Annotated in this window: 17 protein-coding genes and 1 pseudogene; 10 read left to right on the top strand and 8 right to left on the bottom strand. The window is 50.6% G+C overall.

Annotation, left to right across the window (positions count from 1 at the left end):
• Window positions 1-203 precede the first annotated feature (203 nt).
• Window positions 204-1,145 carry a VirK/YbjX family protein gene (locus tag AC07RN_RS16505; RefSeq protein ID WP_015959411.1) on the bottom strand — a complete coding sequence of 314 codons (942 nt, stop codon included), beginning with the start codon at window positions 1,143-1,145 and terminating at the stop codon, window positions 204-206.
• Between the two features lie 167 nt (window positions 1,146-1,312).
• Between AC07RN_RS16505 and pphA the strand changes: the two genes are divergently transcribed.
• Entirely contained in the window at window positions 1,313-1,957 is a 645-nt protein-coding gene (pphA, locus tag AC07RN_RS16500) for a protein-serine/threonine phosphatase (protein WP_478336847.1), read from the top strand.
• On the opposite strand, the gene AC07RN_RS16495 is transcribed toward pphA, so the two are convergent.
• The 5 genes from AC07RN_RS16495 to yebS all read right to left on the bottom strand — a co-directional run bounded on the left by AC07RN_RS16495 (window position 1,958) and on the right by yebS (window position 8,003).
• On the bottom strand, window positions 1,958-2,149 hold the full coding sequence (locus AC07RN_RS16495) for a YdfD/YebW family protein (RefSeq protein ID WP_015959409.1): 192 nt from the start codon (window positions 2,147-2,149) through the stop codon (window positions 1,958-1,960).
• Window positions 2,150-2,253: 104 nt separating this feature from the next.
• Entirely contained in the window at window positions 2,254-2,493 is a 240-nt protein-coding gene (locus AC07RN_RS16490; protein WP_015959408.1) for a YebV family protein, read from the bottom strand.
• Between the two features lie 104 nt (window positions 2,494-2,597).
• Window positions 2,598-4,040 carry a 16S rRNA (cytosine(1407)-C(5))-methyltransferase RsmF gene (gene rsmF / locus AC07RN_RS16485; RefSeq protein WP_478336846.1) on the bottom strand — a complete coding sequence of 481 codons (1,443 nt, stop codon included), beginning with the start codon at window positions 4,038-4,040 and terminating at the stop codon, window positions 2,598-2,600.
• A gap of 77 nt (window positions 4,041-4,117) precedes the next feature.
• Window positions 4,118-6,751, bottom strand: a complete 2,634-nt coding sequence (locus AC07RN_RS16480) for a PqiB family protein (protein ID WP_478336845.1) — start codon at window positions 6,749-6,751, stop codon at window positions 4,118-4,120.
• Window positions 6,720-8,003 carry a membrane integrity lipid transport subunit YebS gene (gene yebS, locus AC07RN_RS16475; protein ID WP_478336844.1) on the bottom strand — a complete coding sequence of 428 codons (1,284 nt, stop codon included), beginning with the start codon at window positions 8,001-8,003 and terminating at the stop codon, window positions 6,720-6,722. The genes AC07RN_RS16480 and yebS overlap by 32 nt, the downstream gene beginning before the upstream one ends.
• Window positions 8,004-8,132: 129 nt before the next feature.
• On the opposite strand from yebS, the gene AC07RN_RS16470 reads away from it, so the two are divergent.
• From AC07RN_RS16470 to htpX, 4 genes are all read left to right on the top strand, one after another.
• On the top strand, window positions 8,133-8,630 hold the full coding sequence (locus AC07RN_RS16470) for a GAF domain-containing protein (protein ID WP_015959404.1): 498 nt from the start codon (window positions 8,133-8,135) through the stop codon (window positions 8,628-8,630).
• 97 nt (window positions 8,631-8,727) lie between these two features.
• The gene (proQ, locus tag AC07RN_RS16465; RefSeq protein ID WP_015959403.1) at window positions 8,728-9,411 is read left to right on the top strand and encodes an RNA chaperone ProQ; all 684 of its coding nucleotides are present in this window, start codon (window positions 8,728-8,730) and stop codon (window positions 9,409-9,411) included.
• A 19-nt stretch (window positions 9,412-9,430) separates the two neighbouring features.
• Window positions 9,431-11,479, top strand: a complete 2,049-nt coding sequence (gene prc / locus AC07RN_RS16460) for a carboxy terminal-processing peptidase (protein ID WP_478336843.1) — start codon at window positions 9,431-9,433, stop codon at window positions 11,477-11,479.
• Between the two features lie 193 nt (window positions 11,480-11,672).
• Window positions 11,673-12,554 (top strand): protease HtpX, encoded by an 882-nt coding sequence (gene htpX, locus AC07RN_RS16455; protein ID WP_478336842.1) that lies wholly within the window; start codon window positions 11,673-11,675, stop codon window positions 12,552-12,554.
• Window positions 12,555-12,610: 56 nt separating this feature from the next.
• Here the strand turns inward: htpX and AC07RN_RS16450 are convergent, their stop codons facing one another.
• Window positions 12,611-13,984 (bottom strand): MFS transporter, encoded by a 1,374-nt coding sequence (locus AC07RN_RS16450; RefSeq protein ID WP_478336841.1) that lies wholly within the window; start codon window positions 13,982-13,984, stop codon window positions 12,611-12,613.
• A 178-nt stretch (window positions 13,985-14,162) separates the two neighbouring features.
• Between AC07RN_RS16450 and kdgR the strand changes: the two genes are divergently transcribed.
• Window positions 14,163-14,954: a DNA-binding transcriptional regulator KdgR gene (gene kdgR, locus AC07RN_RS16445; protein ID WP_015959399.1), complete on the top strand. Its 792-nt coding sequence runs from the start codon at window positions 14,163-14,165 to the stop codon at window positions 14,952-14,954.
• 73 nt (window positions 14,955-15,027) lie between these two features.
• Here the strand turns inward: kdgR and AC07RN_RS16440 are convergent, their stop codons facing one another.
• Window positions 15,028-15,267, bottom strand: a complete 240-nt coding sequence (locus AC07RN_RS16440; protein ID WP_133630040.1) for a YobH family protein — start codon at window positions 15,265-15,267, stop codon at window positions 15,028-15,030.
• A 160-nt stretch (window positions 15,268-15,427) separates the two neighbouring features.
• Between AC07RN_RS16440 and mgrB the strand changes: the two genes are divergently transcribed.
• From mgrB to cspE, 4 genes and pseudogenes are all read left to right on the top strand, one after another.
• Window positions 15,428-15,571 carry a PhoP/PhoQ regulatory lipoprotein MgrB gene (mgrB, locus tag AC07RN_RS16435; RefSeq protein ID WP_015959397.1) on the top strand — a complete coding sequence of 48 codons (144 nt, stop codon included), beginning with the start codon at window positions 15,428-15,430 and terminating at the stop codon, window positions 15,569-15,571.
• A 72-nt stretch (window positions 15,572-15,643) separates the two neighbouring features.
• Window positions 15,644-15,934 carry a YebO family protein gene (locus tag AC07RN_RS16430; RefSeq protein WP_015959396.1) on the top strand — a complete coding sequence of 97 codons (291 nt, stop codon included), beginning with the start codon at window positions 15,644-15,646 and terminating at the stop codon, window positions 15,932-15,934.
• Window positions 15,935-16,781: 847 nt separating this feature from the next.
• A pseudogene (locus AC07RN_RS16425) lies at window positions 16,782-16,926 on the top strand (DUF2627 domain-containing protein).
• A 12-nt stretch (window positions 16,927-16,938) separates the two neighbouring features.
• Complete coding sequence (cspE, locus tag AC07RN_RS16420; protein WP_001062678.1) at window positions 16,939-17,148, top strand: transcription antiterminator/RNA stability regulator CspE; 210 nt, start codon at window positions 16,939-16,941, stop codon at window positions 17,146-17,148.
• Window positions 17,149-17,183 lie beyond the last annotated feature (35 nt).

The raw sequence follows: 17,183 nt of genomic DNA, 5'->3' as shown, positions 1-17,183 counted from the left end.
ATTTCCCTGGACCGAATACAGGAATCGTATTCGGTCTCTTTTTATCTGCATGATAATGAACTCATTTCCCGTTTTGAGTCTCTGCAGATGAAGAACGTCCTGTGCTTCTCTTTTAACCATACCACAATCGGGCAGGCGAAAGTCCAGCGCTTTTTGGCGGTTTTGTTAAATTTATGTATGACAGTGGCGAAGCTGCCATCCGGTTAAAACCGTGCTTTAACGGACTCCGCGATCTCATCCAGTAAGCCAAAGCGACGGCGGTATTCCGCGCGCTTTTTGCTGGCGATACTTTCAAGCGATTTACGCTCCATTGCTAACGGCAACGCCCAGCGGAACGATGAGATTTTGTTACCGTCGATAGAAGCCCAGAATTCATCATAGCTGGCATGGAAGTGTCGGCCTTTGCTCAGGCGATAGCGCAGGGCGCGGAATACGTGGCCTTCATCACTGACGCCGTAAATAGCTTTAATATCACTTTGAGCTACGAGATTAAAAATGACTTCCATCAGCACGCGTTTCGGGAACAGGCCGTGGCAAGCTCGGGTGGCTTTTTTGATCGCGTCACGCGTCACGCCTCTGCGCGGTCCCTGAAGTCCACCGATAACCAGTGCTGAATGATCGCCTTCAGGCACAACGCTGAATGTCAGGCTCGCCAGCAGAGTGTCTTCATTGTCGCGCAGCCAAAGCGTGCTCTCGCCTTCGCGCTCCGCTTTGCTTGCGGTTGACGCAAATACGGTATAGCCAACGTCATCTTTTGCCTGAAAGTGCACAACGGGCTGCGCAATTTGATGGGTAAGGGCGTTTTTCAAGTTGGCATCAGGTAAAGCATCCAGCCATTCATAGTGGTGAATGACCGCCTCGGCACGCTGTTTAGCGCCGATTCCTCGTGTCAGATACTGCCGATGCGTTTTACTCGGCAACGTGATCTGTGCAGCCAGCAGCTTGTCAAAATCAGCCCGTCGCGACAGCGCAGTCAACATGTGGTTAGTCGAAGACCAGAACAGCAATGAGCGCAGGAAGAACTTTAGACGATAGTCACGCTTGCGCCAGATTGCGCCAGGGATAAGCTGGCCATTGATCAGCGATGAAATAATATTAACGGGTTGTGCTTCAGGCACATCGATTTGCAGGCTGGTGTTTGACACGATGGAGACCTCATTAGAATTCTCAGTCTATTCTAAGGTCCTGAACAGGATGATTTAAGAGTTGCTAAACCTTTATTTGGGCTTCGTTTAACCATGATTGATATTGGCAACAAAATCCGGCGATCTTTTTAAATGAAATGGCAAGCTATACTTTTAAAGGAGGCGCTATGTATCAATCATTCGATGGCAAAAAATGGCGGCATATCTGGGTGGTAAGCGACATTCACGGTTGCTACCAGTGGCTGATTGATGAATTAAAACAGCGCGGTTTTAATCCGAGTAAGGATTTGCTTATTTCCGTAGGTGACCTTATCGATCGCGGGCCGGATAGCGTCAAATGCCTGCAACTGACACATGAAAAATGGTTCCATGCGGTGCGGGGCAATCATGAACAAATGGCGCTGGATGCCCTCGAAAATAATGATTTTGCACTCTGGACGATAAATGGAGGTATATGGTTTTCTCGCCTGACGTCTTCGCAAAAATTAAAAGTAATAATATTACTCAAGGCGTGCCGGGAATTACCGCATATTATTGAAATAACCTGTGAAAGTGGCCGAAATGTTATTGCTCATGCCGATTACCCCTCTTCTGCTTACCTTCGCGATAAACCTGTCAATCTCCATCGCGTGTTGTGGAATCGAGAGCGGTTGACCCGTTTACTGAACGGAGAGGGGGAAGGGATTTCTGGCGCTGACCATTTCTGGTTTGGCCATACTCCACTCGACAAACGCAGCGACTTTCACAACCTGCACTATATCGATACGGGCGCTGTGTTCGGTGGAGCGTTGACGCTGGCTCAATTACAGTAATTAAAAGTCGCTGTATTCCTGTGCGGGTGACCAGAATCCGTCAATAAAATCTTCGACAGGGTAGCAACCGCCATGGCGGATTCGCTGTTCTTTCTTCGACGCCACGCACTGCCATTCGGTGTTGTAAACATCGATAACGATGTCATCACAGCCGCCGTCCAGGTAACAAACAAAAAGTACCAGTGCAAACATCTCATCCTCTGATCTGGCTTCCAGACTATGAGTGTAGGGGATGATTTATCGCAGGGGAAATTTGAGGGGATAAATAACCCGCCTTCGGGCGGGTTCTTTTTGAATCAGGCAAGACGCATGACCCAGGCATCGGACTGTTGATCGTAGTGCTCACGGTAAAGGACGGAATGTTCGCCATCAAGGATTGCTGGGACACTGGTGTCCGCATCCCAGGCATCAAGCTGCATACATAAATCCGGATCGGATTTACACGGAATGGTTAACGTTCGATCGCCTTGGTTATCGCCTTGCAACTCGGCATCGTCGATTTCAAATGCGCCGATACGCACGTTGGTTTTCGTCATAATGCTCTCCGCAGTTTTGCTTAAAATCTGGTTCGACCAGTGTGATCGTCCATTTTTTAGCGTAGTGCAGGAGAGCAAAAGTGCCAGTGAAAATGTGCGGTTTTTTAATTGGCGCTGTCGTGGCCGGTAAACAAACGACCGTCGCGAACGAGTTCTCGCGGATAGCTGTTTTTCAGCCTGGAACCAATTTTCTTCGCCAGGCCTAAGGGAAAGCCCTGATAAGTGACGACCACTTCGTCACTCGTGGGCGCGAGCTCAGGATAAACATCGCGTCCGCGATACCACTCTTCTGCTTCAGTGTGGGTCAGAGCAAAGGTGTTCGCGTCATTGGCCAGGGCGATGACCGCCTCATGCTGCCAACGGTAGCCTTTATTATGCACTTCGGCTAATCGCATGCCGATACGGGAGAAACGCACTTTGCCGATCATCGTTTCGACTTCCACCGGGAAGAGCCAGATCTCTTTATCGCGTTGCCAGAGACGTAAATTCTCATCCCACTGAAGCCCTGCTTTTTGCGCCGCAGCGACAATCTGTGCCGTCTCGCGCCCTTTGAGTGGGGCAAACGGGAAATTGCCGACTTTGTATTTCGGCGCAGGCAATGGCTCAATGACCGCCGTTTTACGTATACGTGCAACGAAGAAACCCTCGCAATCGAATATCTGCGGGAAAACGTGCAGGAACCCTTCAGGCGTCAGTGCCTCTGTTGCGGAGGGGAAAAGCGAATCTAGCGGCAGAAACTCTACCGCCTGGGGGTATTGTTCTTTGAGCCACAGGCATACCGATTCGTTTTCGTCACGGTTCAACGTGCAGGTAGAGTAAACCAGCGTTCCACCGGGGCGCAGCGCATGAAACGCGCTATCGATAAGTTCGCGTTGGGTGGCGGCAATCTCGAGATTACTGGCAACAGACCAGTTTTTAAGCGCGTCGGGATCTTTACGGACCACGCCTTCACCTGAACACGGTGCATCCAGCAGAATGGCATCGAAGGATTCCGGCAACGCGGCACCAAAAACGCGTCCGTCAAAGTGGGTCAGGGCGACGTTGCTGATCCCGCAGCGACTGATGTTGGCGTGTAACACTTTGACCCGGCTTGCTGAAAATTCATTCGCCAGAATGACACCGCGATTACCCATTCGCGCGGCGATTTGGGTGGTTTTTGAACCCGGTGCCGCCGCAACATCCATCACCCGTTCTGGTTGATTATCCTCTGCAAACAACGCAGTGACCGGAAGCATCGAGCTGGCTTCCTGAATATAAAACAGCCCGCTTAAATGTTCGGCCGTGCTCCCGAGCGGCAGTGCATCCTCATCTTCGCGTTCAATCCAGAAACCTTCTGCGCACCATGGCACGGGCGTCAACTGCCAGCGATACGGAGAAACCAGCGCCAGGAAATCTTCTACGCTGATTTTGAGTGTATTGACGCGAATGCTGCGGCGTAAAGGGCGCTGGCAGGCTGCGATAAACGCATCAAAAGAGAGATGAGCGGGAAGCGCCTCGCGCATTTGCGCCAGGAATTCGTCAGGAAAAAATACGGAGTTTTGAGCCACGGACACACCACTGGGAATAGTTCAGGCGCGCAGTGTAACATAAAGGCTCCGGCGCGTTGACACCGGAGCCTGTGGGATTAACGTGGCAGTGCGGTTCCCCATTCACGCCACTCTTTCGGTTCACTCTCGAGCAACAAGAAATGTTTACCCGTCTGCGCTTTCGGCGCGAGCGGAGTACCCGGTGGGGTGGCGAAGGCGATACCGCCGCGAATGAACTGGTTAAACGTCCCGGTTTTTACAACGCCGCCGGTCAGACCGAAGTCCAGCGAATATCCCGACGCCATCCAGAAGACTGAGTTGTTGCGAACCAGATGCTGGAAGCGTTCGCTGATGCGCAGCCCAACCATCACGCGATCTGACAGAGTGCCCAGCGTCAAGCCAGTGACGGTCCCGACCTCGATACCGCGGAACAGCACTGGCGTACCGATGCTCATGGAGCCCGCTTCCGGCACTTCGACCACAATGCTCAATCCGTCAAGATAACGGGAGTCGGTGATCGTCGCTTCCTGGAGTTCAAAGTCGCGACGCGCCTTACCGCTGCCCGGTTCAACGTTGATATAAGGCTGCAGAATGGTGTCCAGATGCTCGACCCCCGCCGCAGAAATCTGCGGGGTAACGACCGAGAAGCGTGTTCCCATGCGAGCAAAGTTCTGCACGTATTCCGGATAAAGGACCGCTGTAGCCTGCACTTCATTGCGTGCGGTAATCAGCGTCAGTTTCTGGATCTGCCCGATATCAATCCCTAAATAGCGAATCGGCATTCCCTCGGCGAGTTTGCCCGCGTCAAAGGCGTGCAGCGTAATCTGGCCGCCGACCGCACGCGCGGCGGTTTCGGACGGATACAGAATACGTTTGTCGCCTTTGCGCTGGTTGGCACCCGCACCACTTAAGTTATCGAAGCTGATCGCACCACGCAGCGCACGGGAGAGGGGAGCCGCTTGTACGGTCAACCCGCTGCCATTGAGCTGCACTTTTGCGCCGCCTTCTGCCCAGAACACGCTGTTGGCAGTCAGTAAGTTACGATATTCCGGTTTGATATGCAGTTCGATATCAAAGGCATTGGCACGCGGTCGCACGGTGATGATTTCGCCCACCTGGAACTTGCGATATAAAACGACTGAACCCGCCTGAACGTCAGGCAGCGTGTCAGCGCTGAGCGTCAACGTGGTGGTTGGCAAGTCGCTCATGCTGTTTTCAATTGCTTTATCCAGATTGGCATACAGCGGATAGGCTTCGCGCATTTCCCCTTTCTGACCCGGCAGGATACGGACGCCGCCGCTGAGCCATTCGCCAGCGCTTGCGCCAAGGAACTCAACCCCGTCGAAACCCACTTTGACATCTACGCGGCTGTTAACCACGAATTTGCTGTCGCCATGTACTAAATCACGGTATTGCGGATCGACCGCCACGGAGAAAATCACCCCGTCTTCCGTCAATTTACGTTCCAGGACCTGGCCCACCTGCACGCCATGTAAGAGTAACGGCTGGCCCGCTTCGATACCGTAGCTTTCTGGTGCATTGAGGGTCAGCGTCATCACACCGGGCTTTTGCAGCAGGGCTTTATCCGCTGGGGCAATGACAAAATTATTGTTAGGTTTGCCATCACCGGGAATCAGCTCAAAGGTGCTGCCTGTCAGCAGACTGCTGATGTTGGCGTCGCTGAGTGAGAGTTTTGGATTGCGAAGCTCAAGCCGTGTTCTCTCGCGAAGCAGATCGACCACGCTTGGATCAACGGTCATTTCGCCAGTCACTGAACCACCCGGATTCAGTGTCAGTTTGGTGAGCTGACCCACTTGCAAGCCTTGATACATCAGTGGTGTAGAGCCGGCTTTCAAACCTTGTGCGTTCGGCAAGGCCAGTTTCACGATTACGCCGCGCTGGCTGTGCGCCAAATCGGCATACAGCCCGAAATTGTCATCGACCTCAGCGGGTTTAGACCCTTCTGGTGAGTCAAAGGCGATAGCACCATTCACCAGTGCTGCCAGGCTTTCGAGCTTCACTTTTGCGCCGCTCAAGCTGACATCAGCATCCACGCCCGATACGTTCCAGAAACGGCTGCCTTTTTTGACCAGCGAAGTGAATCGACGCTCGATCAGCACATCAATCGTCACACCCTGTTTATTCGGGTTAATGGCGTAGTCATAGACGCGCCCGACCGGGATTTTGCGGAAATAAACCAGCGACCCGCTGTTGAGCGAGCCCAAATCCGGCGAGTGAAGCTGAATCATCAGATCGCCGTTGTTCAGCCGGTATTTTGGTTGTGTATCCAGCGCGGTAAAGTGTTCCTGAGGCTCACCTTTACCTGGCATCATACCGATATAGTTCCCGCCCACCAGCGCATCCAGCCCAGAAACGCCCGCCAGAGACGCTTTTGGCGTAACCAACCAGAACTGCGTTTCACTGCGCAGTGCATCCTGCATATCCGCTTTTATGCTGGCACGAACCTCGATTTTATTCAGCTCCTTACCGAGCCGGATATCCTGGACAGTGCCCACTTCAACGCCCTGGAAGCGAACGGGTGTTCGCCCAGCGACAATGCCGTCGGCGGTCTGGAAATCAATGGTCACGGTATTACCGCGATCTTCGTAACTCGTCCAGATAAGCCAACCCGCTATCATCAATGCGATAACAGGCAGTAGCCAGAAGGGCGAAATACGGCGTTTTGTTTTAATTCTCGCTTCAGTCGGCGAAGCGGGCGTTTCCTGACTCATGTGCATCCCAAAGTAAGCGGCTATCCAGCCATTCCACTGCAAGAATAGTCAATATCACCGCAGAGCCGAAATAAAAAGCCGCGGGTCCCATAGTAAAAGCAAGTAACTGATCGCGATTGATCAGCGACATCATCAACGAAATAACGAACAAATCCAACATCGACCAGCGACCAATCCACGTAACAAAACGCAAAAGCAAGATACGTGCCCGTAGCCCTTGTTCACACTTAAACTGAATGCTAATGAGCAAGGTAAACATGACAATCACTTTGGTAAACGGCACCAAAATACTGGCAATAAACACCACGCCAGCCACCGCGAAGTTACTGTGCGCCAGGGAGACGATGCCAGACATAATGGTGTCTTCCTGCCGTCCGCCGTTAAGATAAATAACGGAGATTGGCAGGAGATTTGCCGGGAGTAGGAACACAATCGAAGCGATCAGTGCGGCCCAGCATTTTTGCAAACTGTGTTTACGGCGCAGGCGCAATGGAATGTGACAGCGAGGACAGCGGCCCCGCGCGTCAGGCAATCCCGTAAAATGGCAGCCCAGACAGGCCCTGAGATTAGGATCGGGACGTGTTGCAGGGCGCTGAGGATAGAAGCGTTCCCACAGCTGTTCCACATTCAGGTGAATCAGCGTCAGGATGCTCAGCAGCACAAGGGCGATGAAGGCAAACAACCCAATACCTGGCTGCAAAAAGGCGTAATCCTGCACTTTAATGGACGTCACCCCGATGCCCACCAGATAGATATCCAGCATCACCCACTCTTTAAGCTTCTCAAGCATCAGCAGGACCGGGCGCAGATTCATGCCTAAAATATTGCCGAACCAGAGATAGGCAATAGCAACCACCAGCACTACGGGTGCGCCGACGGTGCAAAACAGCACCATCGCTCCCGTCAGCGGATCGCCTTGCTGAGTCATCTGCCATATGCCCTGCAGCAGGTTTGCGTCGATCCGCACGCCAAGCAGATAGAGCTTGAGCAGCGGTTCACCCCATGCGAAAGGCATCAGCAAAAGCATCGTGACAGCTATGGCGGCCAGTCGCGTCAACGACCAGTCGCGTCCATCGCGGATTTTGGCGTCACACCGAGGGCAATAGGCACTCTGGTGCGATTTCATCTTCGGCAACATAAAAAGCGTATCGCACTGCGGACAACGCTGATAATGTGCACGCGGTAGCGCATCACTGACCGAGTGGACAGTGATCTTTCTTGCCGGCGTAATTTTCGGATTATTGAGAGCCATTAGTCGCGCATAAAAGGATTAATTAACGTTATATTAACTCATCTTGGGATTCATCTTGAGAATGAAAGCATTTAATGTTTAGTTAAAAAGGCTATGCACACATTTTGTAGACAACCAAGTGATTGATTAATGAACAAAACAGAATTCTACGCGGATCTTAACCGTGATTTCCAGGCATTGATGACAGGGGAGACCAGTTTTTTAGCGACTCTGGCTAACACCAGCGCGTTGCTGTTTGAACGTCTGTCGGATGTGAACTGGGCGGGTTTTTACCTTCTGGAAGGAAATACGCTGGTACTTGGACCGTTCCAGGGCAAGCTGGCGTGCGTGCGAATCCCTGTAGGTCGGGGCGTATGCGGTACGGCGGTTGCACAAAATCAGGTCCAGCGCGTTGAAGATGTACATGCCTTCGACGGACATATTGCGTGCGATTCGGCGAGCAATGCCGAAATCGTTCTGCCGCTCAGCGTAAACAATCAGATTATTGGCGTTCTGGATATCGACAGTACCGCGTTTGGCCGCTTCACTGATGAAGATGAGCAGGGCCTTCGTGAGTTAGTCGCAAATCTTGAAAACGTATTAAACGCGACCGATTATCAAAAATTCTTTGCGAGCGTCGCAGGATAATCAACGGATAACGTAGCATTTACGGATGGCGTCATTATAATGTCGCCTGTTCATGCCTGCGGCTTATTGGCAACGTCCGTTGTAATCAGGAAATTTCATGGAAAATCAACCTAAGTTGAATAGTAGCAAAGAAGTTATCGCCTTTCTGGCAGAGCGTTTCCCACAGTGTTTCAGTGCTGAAGGCGAAGCTCGCCCCCTGAAAATTGGTATTTTTCAGGATCTGGTAGCGCGCGTTGAGGGTGAGATGAGTCTCAGTAAAACCCAACTTCGCTCTGCCTTACGTCTTTATACTTCAAGCTGGCGTTACCTTTACGGTATCAAGCTGGGCGCGACGCGTGTCGATCTCGACGGCAACCCTTGTGGTGAGCTGGACGAACAGCACGTCGAGCATGCCCGTAAACAGCTTGAAGAAGCGAAAGCGCGTGTTCAGGCACAGCGTGCTGAACAGCAGGCGAAAAAACGCGAAGCTGCCGCGGCGAATGGTGAAGAAGCGCCTCGTCGTGAACGCAAACCGCGTCCTGCTCCGCGTCGTAACGAAAATAGCGAGCGCAAACCGCGTGCTGAGAAGCCAGCGGCTAAAGCACAACCTGCGCCTCGTGAAGAACAACGCCACACTCCGGTTTCTGACATCACCGCGCTTAGCGTTGGTCAGTCTCTCAAGGTGAAAGCGGGTAACAATGCGATGGATGCCACAGTACTCGAAATCACCAAAGATGGCGTTCGTGTGCAGCTGACTTCTGGCATGTCAATGATTGTACGCGCAGAACACCTGGTGTTCTGAAACGGAGGCCAAGCCTGGCATGAACACTCTTTTTAAGATCACCGCACTGGCAGGCCTGTTAGCAATAACAGGCCATGCTTTCGCTGTGGACGATATTACGCGGGCCGATCAAATTCCGGTATTAAAGGAAGAGACTCAGCACGCAACGGTGAGTGAGCGCGTGACGTCGCGTTTCACCCGTTCGCACTATCGTCAGTTCGATCTCGATCAGGCCTTTTCGGCCAAAATCTTTGATCGCTACCTGAACCTGCTTGATTACAGCCATAACGTGCTGCTGGCAAGCGATATTGAACAGTTCGCAAAACGTAAAACCGACGTCGGCGATGAGCTGCGCAGCGGTAAACTCGATCTGTTCTACGATCTGTATAACCAATCTCAGAAGCGTCGTTTTGAACGTTATCAATACGCGTTAAAAGTGCTGGAACGTCCAATGGACTTTACCGGCAACGACAACTTTAATCTCGATCGCAGCAAAGCCCCGTGGCCTAAAACGGAAGCTGAGCTGAATGCGCTGTGGGACGGTAAGGTTAAGTTCGATGAATTGAGCCTGAAACTCACGGGGAAAGACGAGAAAGAGATCCGTGAAACGCTGACGCGCCGCTACAAATCGGCGATTCGCCGTTTGGCGCAAACCAACAGTGAAGATGTATTCTCACTGGCGATGACCGCGTTTGCTCACGAAATCGATCCGCATACCAATTATCTTTCCCCGCGTAACACCGAACAGTTCAATACTGAAATGAGCCTGTCTCTGGAAGGTATTGGTGCCGTGCTGCAAATGGACGAAGATTACACGGTAATCAACTCCATGGTTGCCGGCGGTCCAGCGGCGAAGAGCAAATCCATTGGCGTGGGTGACCGAATTGTTGGTGTTGGCCAGACGGGTCAGGGCATGGTCGATGTGATCGGCTGGCGCCTTGATGATGTGGTTGCGCTCATCAAAGGTCCGAAAGGAAGCAAGGTCCGCCTTGAGATCCTGCCTGCTGGTAAAGGTACGAAGACCAAAATTGTCACATTGACTCGCGAACGTATTCGTCTTGAAGACCGCGCGGTGAAAATGTCGGTGAAAACCGTTGGCAAAGAAAAAGTCGGCGTTCTTGATATTCCTGGTTTCTACGTCGGTCTTACAGACGATGTGAAAGTGCAGCTGCAGAAGCTTGAAAAGCAGAACGTCAGTAGCGTGATCATCGACCTTCGGACCAACGGAGGTGGAGCGCTGACAGAAGCCGTTTCACTTTCTGGCCTGTTTATCCCGTCTGGGCCTGTTGTTCAGGTGCGTGATAACAATGGCAAAGTACGTGAAGATGCTGATACCGACGGTGTCGTGTATTACAAAGGCCCGCTGGTGGTGCTGGTTGACCGCTTCAGCGCGTCCGCATCTGAAATCTTTGCCGCTGCGATGCAGGATTATGGTCGCGCGTTGATTGTCGGCGAACCGACTTTCGGTAAAGGTACGGTACAACAATACCGCTCCCTGAATCGCATTTACGACCAAATGCTGCGCCCAGAATGGCCGGCACTCGGTTCAGTACAGTACACCATTCAGAAGTTCTATCGCGTGAATGGCGGAAGTACACAGCGTAAAGGCGTTACGCCGGATATTATGATGCCGACAGGGACGGAAGAGACTGAAACGGGCGAGAAGTTTGAAGATAACGCGTTGCCGTGGGACAGCATCAATGCTGCCACCTTCGTGAAATCTGGCGACATGACCCAGTTTGGTCCTGAGTTGCTGAAAGCGCACAATGACCGTATCGCAAAAGATCCGGAATTCCAGTACATCATGAAGGACATTGCGCGTTTCAATGCTCTGAAAGAAAAACGGAATATTGTGTCTCTTAATTATGCTCAGCGTGAGAAAGAGAATACGGAAGACGATGCAACGCGTCTGGCACGCATCAATGACCGTTTCAAACGCGAAGGCAAACCGCTGCTGAAAAAACTGGACGATCTGCCGAAGGATTATCAGGAGCCAGATCCGTACCTGGACGAGACGGTGCACATCGCGCTCGACCTGGCGAAGCAGGAAAAAGACAAACCTGCGGTTCAGCCCGCTCAAGTCAAATAAAGACCCGACAGGCACATGAAATTGTGCCTGTTTTTTTTAGTTCTGCAACCTCCCGTCAGTAAGCCAATAAACAATGTAAAGTTGTGTCTTTCTGGTAACTTACACCGCTCGAATCCTTGAAAATAGCCACAATACCCATACGATGTGGGTAATCGCATAGTGCGTTTTGTTAAACAGAGGTTAAAAGAAAATTATGATGCGAATCGCGCTCTTCCTGCTCACCAACCTGGCGGTTATGGTGGTCTTCGGGCTTGTGCTAAGCCTGACGGGAATTCAGTCGAGCAGCGTTCAGGGTCTGTTGATTATGGCGCTGCTGTTTGGTTTTGGTGGCTCTTTCATTTCGTTGTTGATGTCGAAATGGATGGCGCTGAAATCGGTGGGTGGTGAGGTTATCGAACAACCGCGCAATGACATGGAACATTGGCTGATGAACACGGTTGCTCAACAGTCGCGCCAGGCCGGTATCAAAATGCCACAGGTGGCGATTTATCACGCTCCAGACATTAACGCGTTTGCCACCGGCGCACGCCGCGATGCATCGCTGGTCGCCGTGAGCACCGGGCTTTTGCAAAACATGAGTCGTGACGAGGCCGAAGCGGTTATTGCGCATGAAATCAGCCACATCGCCAATGGTGATATGGTTACCATGACCCTGATTCAGGGGGTAGTGAACACGTTTGTTATTTTCATCTCCCGTATTCTGGCGCAAATTGCTGCCGGATTTATGGGCGGTAATCGTGATGAAGGTGAAGGGAACAACGGCAACCCGTTGATTTATTTCGCCGTTGCGATGGTGCTGGAACTGGTCTTCGGTATTCTCGCGAGCATCATTACGATGTGGTTCTCGCGTCACCGCGAATTCCATGCTGATGCAGGATCCGCAAAGCTTGTAGGTCGGGAGAAAATGATTGCAGCGTTGCAGCGTTTAAAAACCAGCTACGAGCCGCAGGAAGCGACCAGCATGATGGCATTTTGCATCAACGGTAAATCAAAATCGCTGAGTGAAATGTTTATGACTCACCCGCCGCTGGATAAACGCATCGAAGCGCTGCGCCGTGGGCAGTACATCAAATAAAATTTGTTTTAGATAACAAAGCAGGCCGGGAGATGCGAAAATATCTCCCGGCTTTTTTATGCCTCTGTGCGAGGTTGAATCACGCGCAGACCGCTGATAATAGCGGCAATCGTTGCCAATGTCCCAGCGGTAAACAGCGCGATATGAGTCCCACTTTGTCCGGCCAGGTTGAACATGAGTGCGACCAGCGCTGCGCCGATGCTTTGCCCTAACAAACGCGCGGTACCGAGCATTCCACTGGCACCTCCGCTACGATGGCGCGGGGCCGCGGACATAATCGTGTGATTATTGGGTGACTGGAATAAACCGAATCCGGCGCCGCAAAGGATCATTCTCCAGATAATATCTGCATCCGTCGGCGAGGCGGGTAACATCGCGAGAGCGAAAAGACCTGTTGCCATCACCACCAGACCCAATGCCCCCAACAATCCTGCATGCACGCGTTCAATCAGATAGCCTGCGAGCGGTGCCATAACCATGGTAGCGAGCGGCCACGGCGTAAGTAGAAGCCCCGTTTCGACCTCTGTACGCCCCACGATGTTTTGCAAAAAGAAGGGGAGCGATACAAGCGCCAGCATCTGCGCGCAGAACGAGCAAATGGATGTCCCGATCGACAGCGAAAAAAGCGGAATACGTAACAGGTCTACGGGCAGCAGAGGCACCGGCAATGCCAGCTGACGGCGAACGAAAAAGAACCCAACGATCAGCATGGCGATAATTTCTGCGGCGATAAGCCTAAGGGATTGCCCCTGCGCAAAACCGCTAAGCGCAGTGATGAGTAGGCCGAACGTCAGCGCGTTCATCACGGCGCTGGGGAGGTCAAAGCGTGGCATCGCGCTTTTTGCTCCGTTTGCCGGGAGATAACGCAGTGCAAAGAGCAGGGCGACAATACCCAGCGGCACGTTAATCAAGAACAGCCATTGCCACGACGCCACGGAGAGTATGGCTGCAGCAACAGTTGGACCTGCAGCAGATGAAACCGCCACAATGAAGGAGTTGATTCCCATCCCACGGCCTAGCTGCCGCTGGGGATAGATAAGCCTTATCAGCGCCGTGTTGACGCTCATTAACGCAGCGCCACCAAACCCCTGCGCAATACGCGCAATAGTCAGCGTATGCAACGAATCTGATAGTGCGCAAAAGAGAGACGTCAGGGTGAAGACGGCGAGCCCGCACTGATAAATGCGGCGATAACCGAACATATCGCCCAGGAAAGAGAAAGACAGCAAAGAAATAACAATGGCTATTTGGTAGGCATTAACGATCCAGATTGAACTCGCGGGTGATGCGTGAAGATCGCTAGCAATCGTCGGCAGCGCAACGTTGGCAATTGCGCCATCAAGAACGGCCATCGAAATACCAATAATAATGGTGGCAATCGCGCCATAACGTTGCGGCAACGGCAAGCCGTCAGAGGGAATTTTTTCCATAGGAAATGAAACGCTCAGGATGTAATATTTGTTAGTGTCACTATTTTAGCACCGATATTTCGGTTTTATGTCGCAGATTTGTAACGAAGTAAACGCAGAACGATTGCAGCAAGGCAAAGGCGAATTTATAATAAAAACCGGTTCTGATTTTTATAAAACACTCGCAATGAGGTGATAAATGGCAATCGCAGATTTGGACAAGCAGCCAGATTCTGTTTCTTCCGTGCTGAAGGTGTTTGGCATCTTACAGGCGCTGGGTGAAGAGCGCGAAATTGGTATTACAGAGTTGTCGCAACGTGTGATGATGTCAAAAAGCACTGTTTATCGCTTTCTGCAAACCATGAAATCCCTGGGTTATGTTGCTCAGGAAGGCGAGTCTGAGAAATATTCTCTGACGCTGAAGCTCTTTGAGCTGGGCGCTCGCGCACTACAAAATGTCGATCTTATTCGCAGTGCTGATATCCAGATGCGCGAACTTTCTCGTTTGACGAAAGAAACCGTTCACCTTGGGGCTCTCGATGAAGACAGCATAGTTTATATCCATAAAATAGATTCTATGTATAACCTGCGCATGTATTCGCGCATTGGTCGTCGTAACCCGCTTTACAGTACTGCTATTGGTAAGGTACTGCTGGCGTGGCGTGACCGTGAGGAAGTTAAAGAAATCCTCCAGGATGTCGAGTACAAACGTAGCACCGAGCGCACCATCACCAGCACAGAAGAACTCCTGACAGTGCTTGATAAAGTGCGTGAACAGGGTTATGGCGAAGATAATCAGGAACAGGAAGAGGGGCTGCGCTGCATTGGCGTCCCGGTATTTGACCGTTTTGGTGTAGTCATCGCAGGGTTAAGTATTTCTTTCCCGACGCTTCGATTCTCGGAAGAGCGTCTGCACGAGTATGTTGAAATGCTGCATACTGCTGCGCGTAAAATTTCTGAACAGATGGGTTATAACGACTATCCATTCTAGCGTGTGAATCATATGAAACGCCGCATCACTGCGGCGTTTTTATTTGTTGTAAGGGCTATTAAGCGGTGCTTAATTAACCGTTATCCACCACCACCTGGCTTTTGCGCAGAATCGGGCAGTTAGACAAACCAATCACACCGCTGTCAGTGTGTAAATATTGCGCAGTGCTGGTGCCTCTGGCGGTGAGGTACTTACACTGAATACCCAAGCCGGCGGCGTTCTCTTTGCTTCCCACCAGTACGCCATAGCCTGATAATAATAAGCCGATCCAAACAATGGCAAGGACAACAATTGTCCGAATGATTAACCGCATTGCTGCCTCTTTTTTTTACTAATAATAGTATTCAGCCTAATAGTTTCGCTATATAAAACAAGTGCATAATTCTTAAAAAAATTTGATGAACGTAGAGTTAGTCCTTGTTTAAGGTAGCCGTGATAACCTGGACACATCAGGTCAAAAAACGGAGTGTGGAGTGAAAAAAATACGCTGGGTAATTCTGATTATAGTCCTGATTGCCTGTGTCATTCTATGGACGCAGACAATCAATGTGATGTGCGATCAGGATGTACAGTTCTTTAGTGGCATTTGCGCGATCAATCAATTCATCCCTTGGTAGAACACTTTTTCTATAGATCGTTACCTTCCTCTGCGTCAGTGTTAAAATAGATGTTTTTATTGAGGTGGTAGAATGGGTGAGTTACAAAATTCGGGGCTACTGAACGTAGCCTCACTGGCGATCTCTGCAATCATTATGGTCATTGGTCTGGTTTTGTGGTTCTTTGTGAATCGCACCAGCTCACGTACCAATGAGCAGATCGAGCTTCTGGAAGCGCTGCTTGATCAGCAGAAACGCCAAAATGCGTTGCTTCGCCGTTTGTGCGAAGCCAATGAGCCTGAAGAAAAACCGGTGGCAAAAGCCCCTGAAGCCGTGGCCGAAGAAGACGAGGATGATTTTATCCGTCTGGTTGCTGAGCGTTAATCTGCAAAATTAGGGAGGCGGCTGTATCCCGTTATGACCCCTCCCTTAATGCCTATCCAACGATTTCAAACAAATACTTTCGATGCCAGCCGCCTGTGCATTACTCAAACCTTTCCCACTTCTGCACCAGGATGGTTCAAATCCCTCTATTACGCTTTCAGCTGTTCCATGGGCGCAGGGACAGGAGTTACTTCTCCGATGCTACTGTAGCTGATGAGACGTACGAGAATTCCTACGGCAGGCTTCATGAAGCGCAAAAGAGTTTAGCGGTAATGAATAAACATTTTAGAATATAAAAAATTGGTTACTATTTGCGCTTTTGACGTCATGCCATGCCGTAACTATATATTCTGTATTTTTCACGTACCTCTATAGTTTTATTTTTATCGAAACGTTTTGCTTGCCTTGTTATGAAGCAAAGTCACAAAAAGTTCATTATTTTGGTGCAAAGCCACTTTTTCCCATGCGTATTCATTATGCGAGAACTGCGGCGCGAATAAGCATTGTTATTTCAATGTAAACATTTTATCGCTGAGTTGATTTGAGCATAACTTTTCACAAATTGTTCTAACTGTAACAGTGAACCTAATAAACATTATCGGCTTTCTGTCACACCTTAAGTATAGGGAAAACGCTAAAAAATCCTTAAATTACAGTGGCTATGAATTGGATGGCGATACTGAGTGTCTTATTCAGAGTGATATAATGATAACGTTGAGTTGCTCAAAATTTAGCAAGGCGGCATCAGAGTTTGTGCGGCGGATCTTGTCATGTTTAAAAATGGCTTGCCATGATTAACGTTGTATGTGATAACACGGTTTGGGTCAAACGAGGTACAGTTCTGTTTATGTGTGGCATTTTCAGTAAAGAAGTTCTGAGTAAACACGTTGTCGTTGAATACCGCTTCTCTGCCGAACCTTATATTAGTGCCTCAAGCAGTAATGTCTCAGTTTTATCTAGGTCAATGCCTGCGGGCTAAGAAAACAATCTAAGGAATTTTGCAAATGGCAAAGATTAAAGGTCAAGTTAAGTGGTTCAACGAGTCTAAAGGTTTTGGTTTCATTACTCCTGCTGATGGCAGCAAAGATGTGTTCGTACACTTCTCTGCAATCCAGGGTAACGGCTTCAAAACTCTGGCTGAAGGCCAGAACGTTGAGTTCGAAATTCAGGACGGCCAGAAAGGTCCGGCTGCTGTTAACGTAACCGCTATCTGATCGAATCACTGCTGATTCAGAAGCGCTACGGCGCC

The sequence above is a fragment of the Lelliottia sp. GFLA7 genome, from assembly GCF_056490165.1.
The sequence above is the reverse complement of the archived record's forward strand: the minus strand, read 5'-3'. Positions and strand labels throughout refer to the sequence as shown.